Origin of the sequence: Pseudomonas sp. L-22-4S-12, assembly GCF_009799935.1 — a bacterium.
GTDB lineage: Bacteria > Pseudomonadota > Gammaproteobacteria > Pseudomonadales > Pseudomonadaceae > Aquipseudomonas.
The window spans coordinates 106,854-123,015 of sequence record NZ_WELL01000001.1; the positions used below are offsets into that span (position 1 = coordinate 106,854).

15 protein-coding genes and 1 other RNA gene are annotated in these 16,162 nt (G+C 68.4%); 8 read left to right on the top strand and 8 right to left on the bottom strand.

Annotated elements, in window-relative coordinates:
* Positions 1–76: 76 nt before the first annotated feature.
* From F3I16_RS00480 to F3I16_RS00510, 7 genes are all read right to left on the bottom strand, one after another.
* A complete protein-coding gene (locus tag F3I16_RS00480) occupies positions 77–1,696 on the bottom strand; it encodes an iron ABC transporter permease (RefSeq protein ID WP_160491840.1) in 1,620 nt (539 codons plus the stop codon).
* A 125-nt stretch (positions 1,697–1,821) separates the two neighbouring features.
* On the bottom strand, positions 1,822–2,823 hold the full coding sequence (locus F3I16_RS00485) for an extracellular solute-binding protein (protein WP_160491841.1): 1,002 nt from the start codon (positions 2,821–2,823) through the stop codon (positions 1,822–1,824).
* A 115-nt stretch (positions 2,824–2,938) separates the two neighbouring features.
* On the bottom strand, positions 2,939–4,156 hold the full coding sequence (locus tag F3I16_RS00490; RefSeq protein WP_160491842.1) for a 2-octaprenyl-3-methyl-6-methoxy-1,4-benzoquinol hydroxylase: 1,218 nt from the start codon (positions 4,154–4,156) through the stop codon (positions 2,939–2,941).
* 121 nt (positions 4,157–4,277) lie between these two features.
* Positions 4,278–4,760, bottom strand: a complete 483-nt coding sequence (locus F3I16_RS00495; RefSeq protein ID WP_160491843.1) for a DUF4442 domain-containing protein — start codon at positions 4,758–4,760, stop codon at positions 4,278–4,280.
* 7 nt (positions 4,761–4,767) lie between these two features.
* Positions 4,768–5,952, bottom strand: a complete 1,185-nt coding sequence (ubiH, locus tag F3I16_RS00500) for a 2-octaprenyl-6-methoxyphenyl hydroxylase (protein WP_160491844.1) — start codon at positions 5,950–5,952, stop codon at positions 4,768–4,770.
* 93 nt (positions 5,953–6,045) lie between these two features.
* Positions 6,046–7,380, bottom strand: a complete 1,335-nt coding sequence (gene pepP, locus F3I16_RS00505; protein WP_160491845.1) for a Xaa-Pro aminopeptidase — start codon at positions 7,378–7,380, stop codon at positions 6,046–6,048.
* A gap of 14 nt (positions 7,381–7,394) precedes the next feature.
* Positions 7,395–7,952: a YecA family protein gene (locus tag F3I16_RS00510; RefSeq protein ID WP_160491846.1), complete on the bottom strand. Its 558-nt coding sequence runs from the start codon at positions 7,950–7,952 to the stop codon at positions 7,395–7,397.
* 190 nt (positions 7,953–8,142) lie between these two features.
* On the opposite strand from F3I16_RS00510, the gene F3I16_RS00515 reads away from it, so the two are divergent.
* The 4 genes from F3I16_RS00515 to F3I16_RS00530 all read left to right on the top strand — a co-directional run bounded on the left by F3I16_RS00515 (position 8,143) and on the right by F3I16_RS00530 (position 9,482).
* Entirely contained in the window at positions 8,143–8,352 is a 210-nt protein-coding gene (locus F3I16_RS00515) for a TIGR02449 family protein (RefSeq protein WP_160077992.1), read from the top strand.
* The gene (locus tag F3I16_RS00520; protein ID WP_160491847.1) at positions 8,349–8,663 is read left to right on the top strand and encodes a cell division protein ZapA; all 315 of its coding nucleotides are present in this window, start codon (positions 8,349–8,351) and stop codon (positions 8,661–8,663) included. The genes F3I16_RS00515 and F3I16_RS00520 overlap by 4 nt, the downstream gene beginning before the upstream one ends.
* 33 nt (positions 8,664–8,696) lie before the next feature.
* Positions 8,697–8,875: non-coding RNA, 6S RNA (gene ssrS / locus F3I16_RS00525), on the top strand.
* 7 nt (positions 8,876–8,882) lie between these two features.
* Positions 8,883–9,482, top strand: a complete 600-nt coding sequence (locus tag F3I16_RS00530) for a 5-formyltetrahydrofolate cyclo-ligase (protein ID WP_160491848.1) — start codon at positions 8,883–8,885, stop codon at positions 9,480–9,482.
* 54 nt (positions 9,483–9,536) lie between these two features.
* Here the strand turns inward: F3I16_RS00530 and F3I16_RS21135 are convergent, their stop codons facing one another.
* Positions 9,537–9,668 carry a hypothetical protein gene (locus tag F3I16_RS21135; protein ID WP_256667576.1) on the bottom strand — a complete coding sequence of 44 codons (132 nt, stop codon included), beginning with the start codon at positions 9,666–9,668 and terminating at the stop codon, positions 9,537–9,539.
* Between the two features lie 202 nt (positions 9,669–9,870).
* Between F3I16_RS21135 and F3I16_RS00535 the strand changes: the two genes are divergently transcribed.
* The 4 genes from F3I16_RS00535 (at position 9,871) to rbbA (ending at position 16,162) form a co-directional block, all read left to right on the top strand.
* Complete coding sequence (locus F3I16_RS00535) at positions 9,871–10,320, top strand: EVE domain-containing protein (protein ID WP_160491849.1); 450 nt, start codon at positions 9,871–9,873, stop codon at positions 10,318–10,320.
* 50 nt (positions 10,321–10,370) lie between these two features.
* On the top strand, positions 10,371–12,236 hold the full coding sequence (locus tag F3I16_RS00540) for a diguanylate cyclase domain-containing protein (protein WP_160491850.1): 1,866 nt from the start codon (positions 10,371–10,373) through the stop codon (positions 12,234–12,236).
* A gap of 126 nt (positions 12,237–12,362) precedes the next feature.
* Complete coding sequence (locus tag F3I16_RS00545; RefSeq protein WP_160491851.1) at positions 12,363–13,433, top strand: HlyD family secretion protein; 1,071 nt, start codon at positions 12,363–12,365, stop codon at positions 13,431–13,433.
* A complete protein-coding gene (gene rbbA, locus F3I16_RS00550) occupies positions 13,430–16,162 on the top strand; it encodes a ribosome-associated ATPase/putative transporter RbbA (protein ID WP_160491852.1) in 2,733 nt (910 codons plus the stop codon). Before F3I16_RS00545 ends, rbbA begins: the two co-directional genes overlap by 4 nt.

Below are 16,162 nucleotides of genomic sequence, written 5' to 3' on the forward strand. Positions count from 1 at the left end.
GCGTCTGGTCATCTCGCAAAATGACCGCAGGGTCACGACCGGAAGCCCCGGCAAGGGCAAGGCAGCAGGATCGCCGCTAGTGTCCCGGTTGATGGGCCGAGCGGCGAATCAGGCCGATCACCGGCAGCAGGCCGACCAGCACCAGGGTCAGCGCCGGCAGCGCGGCGCGCGCCCACTCGCCCTCGCTGGTCATCTCGAACACCCGTACCGACAGGGTGTCCCAGCCGAAGGGGCGCATCAGCAGGGTGGCCGGCATTTCCTTGAGCACATCGACGAACACCAGCAGGCCGGCGCTCAGCGCACCCGGCACCAGCAGCGGCAGGTAGACCCGCAGGAACAGCTGCGGCCCGCCCACGCCGAGGCTGCGCGAGGCCTGCGGCAGCGACGGACGGATGCGCGCCAGGCTGTGCTCCAGCGGGCCATGGGCGACCGCCATGAAGCGCACCAGATAGGCCAGCAGCAAGGCGCCCAGGCTGCCGAGCAGCAGCGGTTTGCCGGCGCCGCCCAGCCAGGCGGAGGCAGGGATGACCAGATGATTGTCCAGGTAACTGAAGGCCAGCATGATCGCCACCGCCAGCACCGAGCCCGGCAGGGCGTAGCCGAGATTGGCCAGGCCCACCGTCGAGCGCATCAGCCGGGTCGGCGCCTGGCGCCGGGCGAAGGCCAGCAGCAGGGCCACGGCCACGGTGACCAGGGCCGCCAGCCCGCCCAGGTAGAGGGTGTGCAGGATCAACCCGACATAGCGCTCATCCAGGTCGAAACGGCCGCGCTGGAAAAACCACAGCAGCAGCTGCGCCATCGGCACGACGAAGGCACAGGTGAACACCAGGCCGCACCAGGCGCTGGCCAGCGCCGCCTTCCAGCCGTGCAGCTGGTACAACGGCTTGCCCCGCGGCCTTTCGCTGGCCGGGCGGCTGGCACCGCGGGCGCGGCGCTCGCCATACAGCACCAGCATCACCGCCAGCAGCAGCAGGCTGGCCAGCTGGGTGGCGCTGGACAGGCTGTAGAAGCTGTACCAGGTCTTGTAGATGGCGGTGGTGAAGGTGTCGAAGTTGAACACCGAGACCGCGCCGAAGTCGGCCAGGGTCTCCATGATCGCCAGGGCCAGGCCGGCACCGATGGCCGGGCGCGCCATCGGCAGGGCCACCCGCCAGAACGCCTGCCAGGGCGACTGGCCGAGTACCCGCGCCGCCTCCATCAGGCCCTTGCCCTGGGCCAGGAAGGCGCCACGGGCGAGCAGGTAGACGTAGGGGTAGAACACCAGCACCAGGACGATGATCACCCCGCCGCTGGAGCGCACCCGCGGCAGGCGCAGGCCGCTGCCGAACCAGTCGCGGGCCAGGCTCTGCAGCGGCCCGGCGAAATCCAGCAGGCCGACGAAGACGAAGGCCAGCACATAGGCGGGAATGGCGAACGGCAGCATCAGCGCCCAGTCCAGCCAGCGCCGCCCAGGGAACTCGCAGAGGCTGGTCAGCCAGGCCAGGCTGACCCCCAGCAGGACCACGCCTGCGCCGACGCCAAGCACCAGCAGCAGGGTATTGCCGAGCAGACGCGGCAGCTGGGTGGCCCACAGGTGCGCCCAGATCTCGCCATCCACCTCATGCCAGGACAGCAGCAGGACCGATAACGGCAGCAGCACCAGACTGGCGATGGCAAAGGCGATGGGATACCAGCGGCGCTGGGCGGGATGGGCCACGCGAGTTCCTCGGCGAGAAAAACAGAACGCCCCGGACTGGCCGGGGCGTCGAGTATAACGGCTGAACCCGCCTTTGTTGGCGCTGCGCGGCGCTCGGCCGCAGGGCAGCGCCTAGGCGGCCAGGCTCAGTTCCAGCCGGCGCGATCCATCAGCATGGTCGCCTCGGCCTGGCGCTTGCCGGCCACTTCCATCGGGATGCTGTCGGCCTTGAAGCTGCCCCAGGCGGCCACTTCGGCGGACGGTTTGACCGCCGGGTTGGCCGGGTATTCCTGGTTGACGTCGGCAAACAGGCTCTGCGCCTCGGCGCTGGTCATCCACTCCAGCAGCTTCTGCGCCTCGGCGGCGTGCGGGGCGTGGGCGGTCACGCCGGCGCCGGACAGGTTGACGTGCACGCCGCGGTCGGCCTGGTTCGGCCAGAACGGCTTGACCTTCAGACCCGGCTGCTGCTTGTGCAGGCGGCCGTAGTAGTAGGTGTTGGCCATGCCCACATCGCACTGGCCGGCGTCGATGGCCTGAAGCAGGGCGGTATCGTCGGCGAACACGTCGGTGGCCAGGTTGCCGATCCAGCCCCTGACGATTTCCTCGGTCTTGGCCGCGCCATGGGTCTCGATCAGGGTGGCGGTCAGCGACTGGTTGTAAACCTTCTTGCTGGTGCGCAGGCACAGGCGGCCTTCCCAGTTCTTGTCGGCCAGGGCCTCGTAGGTCGACAGTTCTTCCGGCTTGACCCGCTCGGTGGAGTAGAAAATGGTCCGCGCGCGCAGCGACAGGCCGGTCCAGGCGCCGGAGCTGGCGCGGTACTGGGCCGGGATGTTGGCCTCGATCACGGCCGACTTGAGCGGTTTGAGCACACCCTCCTGCTCGGCCTGCCAGAGGTTGCCGGCATCCACGGTGATCAGCAGGTCGGCCGGGGTGTTCGCCCCTTCGGCCTTGAGACGGGCCAGCAGCGGCGCCTCCTTGTCGGTGATGAACTTCACCGGCACGCCGGTCTTGGCGGTGTAGGCGTCGAACACCGGCTTGATCAGCTCGTCGATGCGCGCGGAGTAGACCACCACCTCATCGGCGGCCTGGGCGCCGACGGCCAGCGTGGAGAGGACCAGAGAAGCGAGTAGACCGGTACGAGCCTGCATGGGTGCTGCCTCATGTCGAGAAATAGGAGTCGAATAGTAGTGAATACTATTTAGCTTCTCAACTAAAGTCGCCGGCAGGCTGTTGACGGATATTGCCGCGTGCCCGGCGGACGGCTCAGCTGCGCGCCAGCGGTGGCAGGTCGCCGGACAGGCCGAGGGCCTGGCGAACGAACAGGGCCTTGGCATCAGGCAGCTCGTCGACCCAGTTCAGCCCGCTGTTGCGCAGCCAGCGCAGCGGCAGCGGGTCGGCCTGGAACAGGCGCTCGAAGCCCTCCATCGCCGCCATCATCGCCAGGTTGTGCGGCATGCGCCGGCGCTCGTAGCGGCTGAGCACGCGCACATCATTCGGCTGTTCGCCACGCGAGAGGGCATGCAGCAGCACATCGGCCAGCACCGCGACATCGAGGAAGCCCAGGTTGACCCCCTGCCCGGCCAGCGGATGGATGCTGTGGGCGGCATCGCCGACCAGCGCCAGGCCGCTTTCCACGTAGCGCTTGGCGTGGCGCTGGCGCAGCGGGATGCACAGGCGCGGGTCGACCTGGGTGATTTCGCCCAGGCGCCATTCGAAGGCCTTGCCCAGTTCGTGGCGGAAGGCCGCCTCGTCCAGCGCCATCAGGCGTGCGGCCTCGGCCGGCACGGTCGACCAGACGATCGAGCACCAGTGCTCATCGTCGCCGCGCCGCAGCGGCAGGAAGGCCAGCGGGCCGTCGTCGGTGAAGCGCTGCCAGGCTGTGGCCTGGTGCGGGCGGGCGCAGCGCACGCTGGTGACGATGGCGTGGTGCAGGTAGTCCCACTCGCGGGTGGCGCAACCGGCCAGGCGGCGCACCGCCGAGTTGGCGCCGTCGGCGGCCACCAGCAGCGCCGAACGCAGCTCGCGGCCGTCGGCCAGCTTGAGCAGCCAGCCGTCGCCGGAGCGGCGCAGCTGTTCGACGCGGGCATTGCCGAGCAGGCCTAGGTTGCTGTCGTGCAGGCGTTCGAGCAGGGCATCCTGAATCACCCGGTTCTCGACGATGTGGCCAAGGGTTTCGGCATGCACGCTGGCGGCGGAGAAATGCACGCTGCCGGTGCCGGTGCCGTCCCACACCTGCATGTCGCAGTAGGCCGAGGCGCGCCGCGCGGCAATCCCCGGCCATACGTCGAGGCGTTCGAGAATGCGCTGGCTGGCGGCCGACAGGGCACTGACCCGTGGCTCGAAGGCCGCGTCGGCGGCGAAAGGCTTGATGCTCAGCGGGCCGCCGTCGACGACCAGGATATCCAGGCCGCTGTGTTCCAGGGCCAGGGCCAGGGCGCTGCCGACCATGCCGGCTCCCACGATGATCAGATCCGCTTGCATCTTCCTTCCTTCTAGAAGCTGTTGCCGCAGTCGGCGAGCGATGGCCGGACAAGCTCGAAATGGCTGAGAACGCGCAGTCTACAGGCAGGGCGCGGGCATGCCGAAGGCATTTTCAGCAGCCTCACGCGGCCTGCCGCGCACGGGGCTTGAGGCGCACGTAGAGGGTCTTGTGCACGGTGGCGACCAGGCTGCCGGCGCCGTCGCGGACTTCCACCTTGAGCTCGGGCAGGTACTTGTCGCCCCGGGCGGTATGGCTGCGGATATCGCTCAGCAGCGTCTCGTCGATATGGAAGTCGGCATACACCGGGCCCTTGCCCGGCGCGACGAAATCGATGTGCGCGGCCTTGTCCCAGACGATGTAATCGCGGCCGAGGTTTTCCATGATCATCAGCATGAAGAACGGGTCGGTCATGGAGTACAGCGAGCCGCCGAACTGGGTGCCGACATAGTTGCGGTTGTACCAGCCCAGGCCCATGCGGATGCGGATCGCGCGCATATCCGGGGCCATCTTCAGCACGCGGATGCCGGCGCCCAGGTAGGGCGGGTAGAGGTTCATCGCCCAGCGCAGCAAACGCGCCTTGCGGGCCAGTCGGCGGTTACTCATAAGGTTCCTAGAGGGTGCGGGTGCCCAGGCCCATGGCCTGGCGGGCGAACCAGTGCTTGGCCGGCGGCAACAGATCGAGGCCGAGCAGGCCGAGGGTGCGCCCGGCCACCAGCAGCGGCTCGTTGCGGCCGAACAGGCGGGTGACCTGGTCGGAGAAGCCGACGGTCATGGCCTGGTCCTGCTGCTGGCGACTGCGGTAACGCTGCAGGGTGGCGAAGTCGCCGAGCGGCGCCGCGCTGGCCAGCAGGCAGTCGGCCAGGGCCAGGGTGTCGCGCAGCGACAGGTTGTAGCCCTGCCCCGCCACCGGATGCAGGCTGTGCGCGGCATTGCCGAGCACCACCAGGTGCGGGCGCACCTGCTCCTGGGCCTCGACCAGCGCCAGCGGATAGACATGCCGGGCACCGACCTGGCGCAGGGCGCCCAGGCGGTAGCCGAAGGCCTGCTGCAATTCGTCGAGGAAGGCCCGCTCGGCCAGCGCCTGCAGGCGCGCGGCATCGTTGCCGGGACGGGTCCAGACCAGCGCGCAGCGGTTGTCCGCCAGCGGCAGCATGGCCATCGGCCCTTGCTCGGTGAAACGCTCGAAGGCCTGGCCGGCGTGCTGCTCGGTGGGGCTGACATTGGCGATCAGCGCGCTCTGCCCGTAGGGCGTGTGCTTGACAGCGATGCCCAGCTGCTCGCGCAACCCGGAGCGGCCGCCATCGGCCAGCACGGCTAGGTCGCAGTCGAGGACGTCCTCGTCGTTGAGGGTCAGCCGGTAGCCATCATCGAGCGCCTGCAGGCGGGTGACTTCGGCCGGGCAGCGCCAGCTCACCACGTCGCGGTCCAGAGCCTGCCACAGGCAGTGGCCGAGCCAGGCGTTCTCCACCACATAGCCGAGGGCCGGCACGCCTTCGTCCTCGGCACTCAGGCGCGCGGCGCCAAAACGACCGCGATCGGAGACATGGATCTGGCTGATCGCCTCGACCCGCGGACTGATCGCCGGCCACAGGCCGAGGCGCTCGTAGATCTGCCGGGTGCCGAAGGACAGCGCGGTGGAGCGCGCGTCGTAGCTGGGCTGGTAACTGTCGCCGGGGGCGAACGGCTCGACCAGCACGATCTGCCAGCCACGCGCCTTGGCCCCGGCCTGCAGGGCCAGGGCCAGGCTGGCGCCGACCAGGCCGCCGCCGATAATCGCCAGCTGTACCCGCGCCATCAGACCGCTCCCGCTGGCGGTGCCAGCATCGGGCTGGCGCCGAGCCGATCAATACCGCCACCCATAATCGCCAGCTGCACACGACTCATCGACTCAGGCTGCCTGGCTGCGGGCGGCGGCCATCAGCGCCTCGATCTCGGCGACCGTCTTCGGCACGCCAGTGGTGAGGATTTCGCAACCACCCTTGGTCACCACCACGTCGTCCTCGATGCGCACGCCGATGCCGCGCCACTTCTTGGCGACCTTCTCGTTGTCCACGGCGATGTAGATGCCCGGCTCGACGGTCATCGCCATGCCCGGCTCGAGCACACGCCACTCACCGCCGACCTTGTATTCGCCGACATCGTGCACGTCCATGCCCAGCCAGTGGCCGGCGCGGTGCATGTAGAACGGCTTGTAGGCTTCAGCCGCGATCAGCTCGTCGACCTCGCCTTCGAGCAGGCCCAGTTCGACCAGGCCGGCGGTGATCACCCGCACGGTGGCCTCGTGGGCCTCGTTCCAGTGCTTGCCGGGGGCGATGTGCTTGAACGCCTCCTCGTTGGCTTTCAGCACCAGCTCGTAGATGGCCTTCTGCTCGGCCGAAAACTTGCCGCTGACCGGGAAGGTACGGGTGATGTCGCTGGCGTAGCAGTCGATCTCGCAGCCGGCGTCGATCAGCACCAGGTCGCCGTCCTTGAGCGGCGCGTCGTTCTCGCGGTAGTGCAGGATGCAGGCGTTGCGGCCGGCGGCGACGATCGAACCGTAGGCCGGCATCTTCGCCCCGCCCTTGCGGAACTCGTAGTCCAGCTCGGCTTCCAGGTGGTACTCGGCCAGGCCGCCGCGGCTGGCCTGCATAGCGCGGATGTGCGCACGCGAGCTGATCTCGGCCGCCTCGCGCATCACCTTCACCTCGTTGGCCGACTTGTACAGGCGCATGTCGTGCAGCACGTGGTCGAGGGCGACGAACTCGTTGGGCGGGGTGGCGCCCTGGCGCGCCTTGGAGCGGATCACGTTGACCCACTCCATCAGCCGGTGGTCGAACTCCTGGTTGCGGCCGATGCCGTAGTAGACCCGCTCGCGGCCTTCGATCAGGCCGGGCAGGATGTCGTCGATATCGCCGATGGGGAAGGCATCGTCGGCGCCGTAAGTGCTGATCGCCCCGTCCTGGCCGGCACGCAGGCCGTCCCACAGCTCACGCAGCGGGTCGCGCTCGCGGCAGAACATCACGTATTCGCCATGGGCCCGCCCGGGAATCAGCACCAGCACCGCTTCCGGCTCGGGAAAGCCGCTGAGGTACTGGAAGTCGCTGTCCTGGCGGTAGACATGCTCGACATCGCGGTTGCGGATGTACACCGGCGCCGCCGGCAGGATGGCGATGCTGTTGGGTTCCATCTGCGCCATCAGCGCCTTGCGCCGCCGGGCGTATTCCGACTTGGGGATGCTGACCATGGCGATATCCGACCTTAATGCAGGGAAGGTTTGGCCGCGGCCACCGGCGCCGGCTTGGCGCATTCGGTGAACAGCAGCAACGGGGCGACGCGCAGGTACTCCATCACTTCCATGTAGTCGTTCTCGCCGTCCTCGGACTCTTCCAGGGCGCTCTGCACCTGGGAGATAGCGGACAGGTCCTGCAGCACTTCCATGGCCTCGCCGCTCAGCGCCGTGTTGCCGAGGACCATGCCGAAGCCGTCGAGGAAACCCTGGCACCACTGGCCCAGGGCCTGGGCGCGCTCGACCAGCGGCGCATCGTCGCCGGGCAGCAGCAGGACCACGGTGATATCCGTGCCGGTCAGCTCGCCCTTGACCATCTCCTGCAGGCCGATCAGCGCCTGGCGTACGTTGTCGGCCGGCTCGGCACCGAGCAGCTCGACCGCATCGGCCAGCCAGGGTTCGGGCTCGAAACCGGCACCGGCGCAGCTGCGGCCGAGCAGCATGCCGTGCAGTTCGGCGGGGGATACGGGTTTGCCGCTGCTGGCGAGCAGGGCGGCGAAAGCGGAGTACGGCGAATTCGAAGAGGTCATGGGCAGCTAGGCGCTAGGCAGCGCAATGTCTAGAATGGAGGCTTCGTATCCTAGCACCGGCAGGCGCGGCAAGACCATCGAAGCCCGGCGCCGGCCGAGTCCGGCAACCGCTCGATAATCGCGACCCGGTCGCCTCCAGGGCCCGACAATCCTTTATAGTTTCGCCACTCATCACCCAGGTAGGGAGCCCATGGAAGACACCGAACTGCAAACCCTGACGCGCAAGCTGGAACTGCTGATCCAGCGCGTGGAGCAGCTCAAGGTGCAGAACCGTGCCCTCCTGGCCAGTGAGAAGGCCTGGCGCGAGGAACGCGCCCATCTGATCGAGAAGAACGAAATGGCCCGGCACAAGGTCGAATCGATGATTTCGCGCCTGAGAGCCCTGGAGCAGGACACATGAGCCAGTCGAACACCGTCACCGTGCACATCCTCGACAAGGAATACTGCATCGCCTGCCCGCCGGATCAGCGCGCCAACCTGGAAAGCGCCGCGCGCTACCTGGACGGCAAGATGCGCGAGATCCGCTCCGGCGGCAAAGTCATCGGCGCCGACCGCATCGCCGTGATGGCCGCACTGAACATCACCCATGACCTGCTGCACAAGCAGCAGCGCCTGGACCAGGAAGCCAGCCACACCCGCGAACGCGTGCGCGATCTGCTCGACCGCGTCGACGGCGCCCTGGCCGCCGATCCGGATGGCCTGGGACTCTGATTGCAGAGCCGCCGATTAGGGTATACTCGCGCCAGCTCCCTGGTGTGTTTGCCAGTCGGTGATGTCCCTGAGCCGATACGCACAACCACGGGGGTTGCAAGTGGGGCCGGTGTGCATGTCCGCCTGACGGAAAGCCTTAACGCCTCCTGCAATCTCCACCTTGAACTTTCGGGTTCAAGGGCTAACCCGACAGCGGCATAACCGGGGAGTCCTTTTTCCATGCTCGACGCCGGCACGCTTTCCCGCCCGGCCCTGCGCCGCCAGCTTCGCCAGGCGCGCCGCGACCTCTCTGCGCTGCAACAGCAACGCGCCGCCCTTGCCCTGTTTCGCCAGCTGGCCCAGCACCCGCTGTTCCGCCGCGCCCGGCATATCGCCCTGTACCTGGCCAACGACGGCGAGATCGACCCGCGCCCACTGCTGCAGGCCGCTCAGCGCCGCGGCAAGGCCATCTACCTGCCGGTACTCAGCGCCTGGCCACGCACCAGAATGAACTTCCAGCGCCTGCACCCGCACGATCGGCTGGCAGCCAACCGCTTTTGCATCGCCGAACCCCGGGCCAACCGGGCCCGCCAGCGACCGGTCTGGACCCTCGACCTGGTGCTGCTGCCGCTGGTCGGCTTCGATGAGAATGGCGGGCGCCTAGGCATGGGTGGCGGCTTCTACGACCGCGCGCTGGCCTATCGCCATCTGCGCAAAAATTGGCACAAGCCGACGCTATTGGGGCTGGCCCATGAATGTCAGAAAGTCAGCAGACTGGAACTGGCCAGTTGGGATGTGCCGGTGAAGGCAGTGGTGACGGATGCCGGCTGGTACGGCTGAAGCGGTGGCGGGAACGATGGCGCCGCGATCCCTGCGACGCTCGTTTGCTTGCGTTTACTGCGGCGACTGGCTGGCCGCCTGATCGCCCTGACGCTCCCAGAGATTCTGGGTGTAACCCGTGGTAACCATGCCCAGACTGAACAGGATCACCAGTACCCACAATAGATCCGGCTTTTTACGCTTCATTGGTTGCCTCCCCCTTTACCAGGCACCCTGCATCGACTGACCGGCGGTGGTTGTTGTTATTGGCCATGCAACGGCGCCACGACCGAGCACCCTGCCCTCTGTGGAGCATTAGGAAGCCGGATCCGATTGACGCCAAACGGCTGTCTCGAGCGGGAACGATTGTCACTCCGCCAACGAAGACCGGCAAACAGGAGCAAAGTTCATGCCTAACTGGCTGATGAAATCCGAACCCGATGAACTGTCGATCCACGACCTGCAACGCCTCGGTCGTGCGCGCTGGGACGGGGTGCGCAATTACCAGGCGCGCAACTTCCTGCGCAGCATGCAGGCGGGCGAGCTGTTCTTCTTCTACCACTCCAGCTGCCCCGAACCGGGCATCGCCGGGATTGCCCGGATAGTCGGCGCCACCTACCCCGACCCGACCGCCCTGGACCCGAGCAGCCACTACTTCGACGCCAAGGCCAGCCACGAGAAAAACCCCTGGAGCGCCATCGACGTGGAGTTCGTCGAGGCCTTCCCCCGCGTGCTGCCGCTGGCCCGCCTGAAGGCCGCGGCGGAGCTGGCCGAACTGGCCCTGGTGCAGCGCGGCAGCCGGCTCTCGGTGATGCCGGTCGGCGCCGCCGAGTGGGCCGCGATCCTCGCCATGCGTTGAGTCTGTTGCGCCGCTGTGCTATCTGAGAGGCGTAGCCTCCGGAGCCGCCCATGCGCACACGTTCCGTCTGGCCGGCACGGCTGGCGCTGGCCTTCCTCCTTCTGGTGCTCTGTGGCGCCAGCCTGATGCTCTGGCGCCAACTGGAGAGCGATCAGCAGGCACGCCTGGCGGAACGCCTCGACTACCAGGCACGCACCCTCGCCCGCCAGCTGGAAAGCAACCTGCGCAACGAGGTGCAGAGCCTCGACCGCATCGCCCAGCGCTGGAACAAGCTCGGCCGCCTGCCCCGCGAGCAGTGGGAAGACGAGGTCAACCTGGCCCTGCAGGGCTTCCCCGCCTACCAGTCGATCCAGTGGATCGGTGCCGACCTGCAGATGCGCTGGCTGCTGCCGCTCAAGGGCAACGAGGCGGCCCGCGACTTCCGCCTGCTGGCCAGCCATCCCAACTACCCGATCGCCATGCGGGCCAGGGACAGCGGCGAGCAGCGCTTCTCCAACAGCTTCGAGCTGGTCCAGGGCGGCCGCGGCTTCGTCCTCTACACCCCGCTGTTCGTCCGCGACGCCAATGGCACGCGGACCTTCGACGGCTTCCTGCAGGGGGTGTTCCGCGTCGAGCCGCTGATGGACCAGCTGCTCTACAGCCTCGACAGCCATGAATTCAGCGTCGAGCTGCTGGAGCAGCGCACCCCGCTGTACCGCCACAACCAGCCGCACAGCCAGGCCCCACTGACCCTGCAGGTGCCACTGCGCCTGCTCAACAACCGCAACTTCAGCCTGCAGCTCAAGCCCAGCGACAGCCTGCTGCACAGCCTCAACCCGGCCTTGCCGCAAATGGTCCTGGGCGCCAGCCTGGCGATCAGCCTGCTGCTGGTCGCCGCCCTGGCCCTGGCCCTGGAAAACGCCCGCCGCGCCCAGGCCCTGCAGGTCAGCAACCGCCTGCTGAGCATCGAGGCGACGCGCCGCGAGGTGGTCGAGCAACGCCTGCGCGACAGCCGCGAGCGCCTGCAGCTGGTGCTCGACCTGACCGATTCCTGCCACGACAGCCTGTTCATCTTCGATACCCACAGCCGCGAGCTGCTGCACATGAACCAGGCCACCCATGCCAGCCTGGGCTACCGCGCCGAGCAGTTCGCCCAGCTCCTGCGCGACGACCCGGAACAGCTGCTGCCCGGCTTTCACGCCTGGCTGGAGCAGGTGCGCAGCGCCCAGCAGGGCGAGCAGACGCGCATCTTCCAGCGCGAGATGCGCCGCCGCGACGGCAGCAGCCAGGCCGCCGAGATCAACACCCAGCTGGTGCAGCTGCACGAGCGCGAGTACCTGATCGCCGTGTCCCGCGACAACAGCGAGCGCCTCGCCCTGGAGGCACGCCTGCAGCGCCTGTCGCAGCTGGACGGCCTCACCGGCCTGTACAACCGGCGCTTCTTCGACCAGCAGCTGCATGCCGAGTGGCGGCGCCTGCGCCGTATCGGCGCGCCGCTGACCCTGCTGATGCTGGATATCGACTACTTCAAGGCCTACAACGACGCCCTCGGCCACCTGGCCGGCGACGACATCCTGCGCAAGGTCGGCGTGGTCCTGCAGGAATGCCTGCAGCGCGAAGGCGATGCGGCCTGCCGCTATGGCGGCGAGGAGTTCGCCATCATCCTCACCCACACCGGCCAGCAGGGCGGCGAACATGTGGCGACGCGCATCCACCAGCTGATCGCCAACCTGGCCATTGCCCACCCCGCCAGCCCGCACGGCCGCCTGACCCTGAGCATCGGCCTGGCCGAAGCCGAACCGCTCAGCGACGAACACCCCGCCAGCCTGGTCGCCCACAGCGATCAGGCGCTGTACCGGGCCAAGCACGGCGGGCGCAACCGCACCTGCATCTGGAACAACAACGGCGTGCCGATCGCGCAGCCGCAGAGCCCCTAAAACGGCCGCCAGAGCACGCTTGACCTGCATCAACCGGCACGCCGCAGCGCGCAGTACAATGGCCGCCACCGCAACACCCGCCACCCCTGCCACCCCTGCCACCCCTGCCACAGAGAAAGGATGCCCATGGCTACCCGCAAAACCTGGACCGCCCGCCTCGCCCTGGCCGTCGCCCTTGTCGCCGGCGCCGGCCTGCTCTGGTACGAACTGCGCCCCGCCGGCCTGGGCGAAGGCTTCGCCAGCGGCAACGGGCGCATCGAAGCCACCGAAGTGGACGTAGCCGCCAAACTCGGCGGGCGCATCGCCAGCATCGCGGTCGACGAGGGCGACTTCGTCCAGGCCCAGCAGGTCGTCGCACGCATGGACACCCAGGTCCTGGAAGCCCAGCTGGCCCAGGCCCAGGCGCAGATGCGCCAGGCCGAGAACAGTCAGCTGACCGCCAACGCCCAGGTCAGTCTGCGGCAGAGCGAGAAGGTCACCGCCGAGGCCGTGGTGCGCCAGCGCCAGGCGGAACTTTCCGCCGCGCAGAAGCGCCACGCGCGCACCGCCGTGCTGGTCAAGCGCGACGCCATGGCCCAGCAGCAACTGGACGACGACCTGGCACGCCTGCAAAGCGCCGAAGCGGCCCTGGCCGCGGCGCGCTCGCAGGTCAACTCGGCGGCCGCCGGCATCGTCGCCGCGCAGTCCCAGGTGATCGAGGCGCAATCGGCGGTAGAAGCGGCCAGGGCCAGCGTCGCCCGCCTGCAGGTGGACATCGACGACAGCCTGCTCAAGGCACCGCGCGCCGGCCGCGTGCAGTACCGGGTGGCCCAGCCCGGCGAGGTGCTCGGCGCCGGCGGCAAGCTGCTCAACCTGGTCGACCTGGGCGACGTCTACATGACCTTCTTCCTGCCCGAGCGCCAGGCCGGCCTGGTCGCCCTCGGCAGCGAGGTGCGCCTGGTGATCGACGCGGTGCCGCAGTACGTGATCCCGGCCAAGGTCAGCTATGTGGCCAGCGTCGCCCAGTTCACCCCGAAGACCGTGGAAACCGCCAACGAGCGCGAGAAGCTGATGTTCCGCATCAAGGCGCGCATCGACCCCGAACTGCTGCAGCGCCACCTGGCCCACGTCAAGACCGGCGTGCCCGGCATGGCCTACCTGCGCCTGGACCCGGCCGTCGAGTGGCCCGAACAGCTGGCGGTCAAGGTTCCGCAATGAGCGCAGCCCCGGCGCCGGTAGCCCGACTGACCGAGGTCAGCCTGCGCTACGGCAAGACCTGCGCGCTGGACGCGCTGAGCCTGGAGATCCCGGCGCAGCGCATGGTCGGCCTGATCGGCCCGGACGGCGTCGGCAAGTCCAGCCTGCTGGCGCTGCTGGCCGGCGCGCGCGAGATGCAGAGCGGGCAGATCGAGGTGCTCGGCGGCGACATGGCCAGCCGCGGCCATCGCCGGCGCACCTGCCCGCACATCGCCTACATGCCCCAGGGCCTGGGCAAGAACCTCTACCCGACCCTGTCGGTATTCGAGAACCTCGACTTCTTCGGCCGCCTGTTCGGCCAGGGCCCGGCCGAGCGCGCCGGGCGCATCGACGAGCTGCTGCGCAGCACCGGCCTGACACCCTTCCGCGAGCGCCCGGCGGGCAAGCTGTCCGGCGGCATGAAGCAGAAGCTGGGGCTGTGCTGCGCGCTGATCCACGACCCCGACCTGCTGATCCTCGACGAGCCGACCACCGGGGTCGACCCGCTGTCGCGCAACCAGTTCTGGGAGCTGATCGGCCGCATCCGCGCTCAGCGCCCGCAGATGAGCGTGCTGGTGGCCACCGCCTACATGGAAGAGGCCGAACGCTTCGACCATCTGGTGGCCATGGACGGCGGGCGCATCCTCGCCACCGGCAGCCCGCAGCAGCTGCGCGAACGCACCGCCTGCGCCAGCCTGGAGCAGGCCTTCATCGCCCTGCTGCCGGAAGACCGGCGCAAGGACCACCGCGCCCTGGTCATCCCGCCGCGCCCGGAGGTCCGGCAGGACATCGCCATCGAGGCGCGCGGCCTGAGCATGCGTTTCGGCGATTTCGTCGCGGTCGACCGGGTGGATTTTCGCATCGAGCGCGGCGAAATCTTCGGCTTCCTCGGCTCCAACGGCTGCGGCAAGAGCACCACCATGAAGATGCTCACCGGCCTGCTGCCGGCCAGCGAGGGCGAGGCGCTGCTGTTCGGCCAGCAGATCCAGGCCAAGGACATGGCCACGCGCAAGCGGGTCGGCTACATGTCGCAGTCGTTCTCCCTGTATGGCGAGCTGACGGTGCGGCAGAACCTGGTGCTGCATGCCCAGCTGTTCCACGTGCCCGCCGCGCAGATCGAGGCGCGGGTAGCCGCGATGGCCAGCCGCTTCGCGCTGGATGCGGTCATGGACATGCTTCCCGAGCGCCTGCCGCTGGGCATTCGCCAACGCCTGTCGCTGGCCGTGGCGGTGATCCACCAGCCGGAGATCCTGATCCTCGACGAGCCCACCTCGGGCGTCGACCCGGTGGCGCGCGACGGTTTCTGGCAGCTGATGCTCGACCTGTCGCGCCAGGACGGAGTGACCATCTTCATCTCCACCCACTTCATGAACGAGGCGCAGCGCTGCGACCGCATCTCGCTGATGCACGCCGGCAAGGTGCTCGACAGCGACACGCCGCAGGGGCTGATGGCCAAGCGCGGCCTGCCGACCCTGGAGGCGACCTTCATCGCCTACCTGGAGGATGCCGTCGGCCAGGGCCAGCCCGACCTGGCCGAGCCGCCGGCCCCGGCTCCGGCTGCGCCGCCGCGCCCGGCGCAGCGCCAGCGCTTCAGCCTGCGCCGGCTGTTCAGCTACGCCCACCGCGAGACCCTGGAGCTGCGCCGCGACCCGATCCGCGGCGGCATGGCGCTGCTCGGCACCGTGCTGTTGCTGTTCATCATCGGCTACGGCATCAGCCTGGACGTGGAAGATCTGACCTTCGCCGTGCTCGACCGCGACCAGACCACCACCAGCCAGGAGTACCACCTGAACCTGACCGGCTCGCGCTACTTCCTCGAACAGCCGCCGCTGCACGACTACACCGAGCTGGAGCGGCGCATGCGCAGCGGCGAGATCAGCCTGGCGGTGGAGATCCCGCCGCACTTCGGCCGCGACCTCAAGCGCGGCGACAGCCCGCAGATCGGCATGTGGATCGACGGCGCCATGCCGACCCGCGCGGAAACCATCAAGGGCTACGTGCAGGGCCTGCACCAGGACTACCTGCAGAGCCTGGCGCGGCGCTCCGCGCAACCCCAGGCCGCCAGCCTGGCCGAGCTGGAAGTGCGCTACCGCTACAACCCGGACGTGGAAAGCCGCCAGGCCATGGTGCCGGCCATGATCCCGCTGCTGCTGATGCTGATCCCGGCCATGCTCACCGCCCTCGGCGTGGTGCGCGAGAAGGAGTTGGGCTCGATCATCAACCTCTACGTCACCCCGGTGACCCGCCTGGAGTTCCTGCTCGGCAAGCAGCTGCCCTACATCGGCCTGGGCATGCTCAACTTCGCCCTGCTGGTGCTGCTGGCGATCAGCGTGTTCGACGTGCCGCTGAAGGGCAGCCCGCTGACCCTGCTGCTCGGCGGCCTGCTCTACCTCGGCTGCTCCACGGCCCTCGGCCTGCTCATGTCGACCTTCACCAAGAGCCAGATCGCCGCGGTGTTCGGCACCGCCATCGCCACCCTGCTGCCGGCCATCCAGTTCTCCGGGCTGATCTATCCGGTGTCCTCGCTGGAGGGCATCGGCGCCTTCATCGGCCAGCTCTACCCGACCTCGCATTTTCTGGTGATCTCGCGCGGGGTGTTCTCCAAGGCGCTCGGCTTCGCCGACCTGTCCGCCTATTTCCTGCCGCTGCTGATCACCATTCCCGTGCTGCTGGGGCTGTGCGTGGCCTTCCTGAAGAAGCAGGAGGTCTGA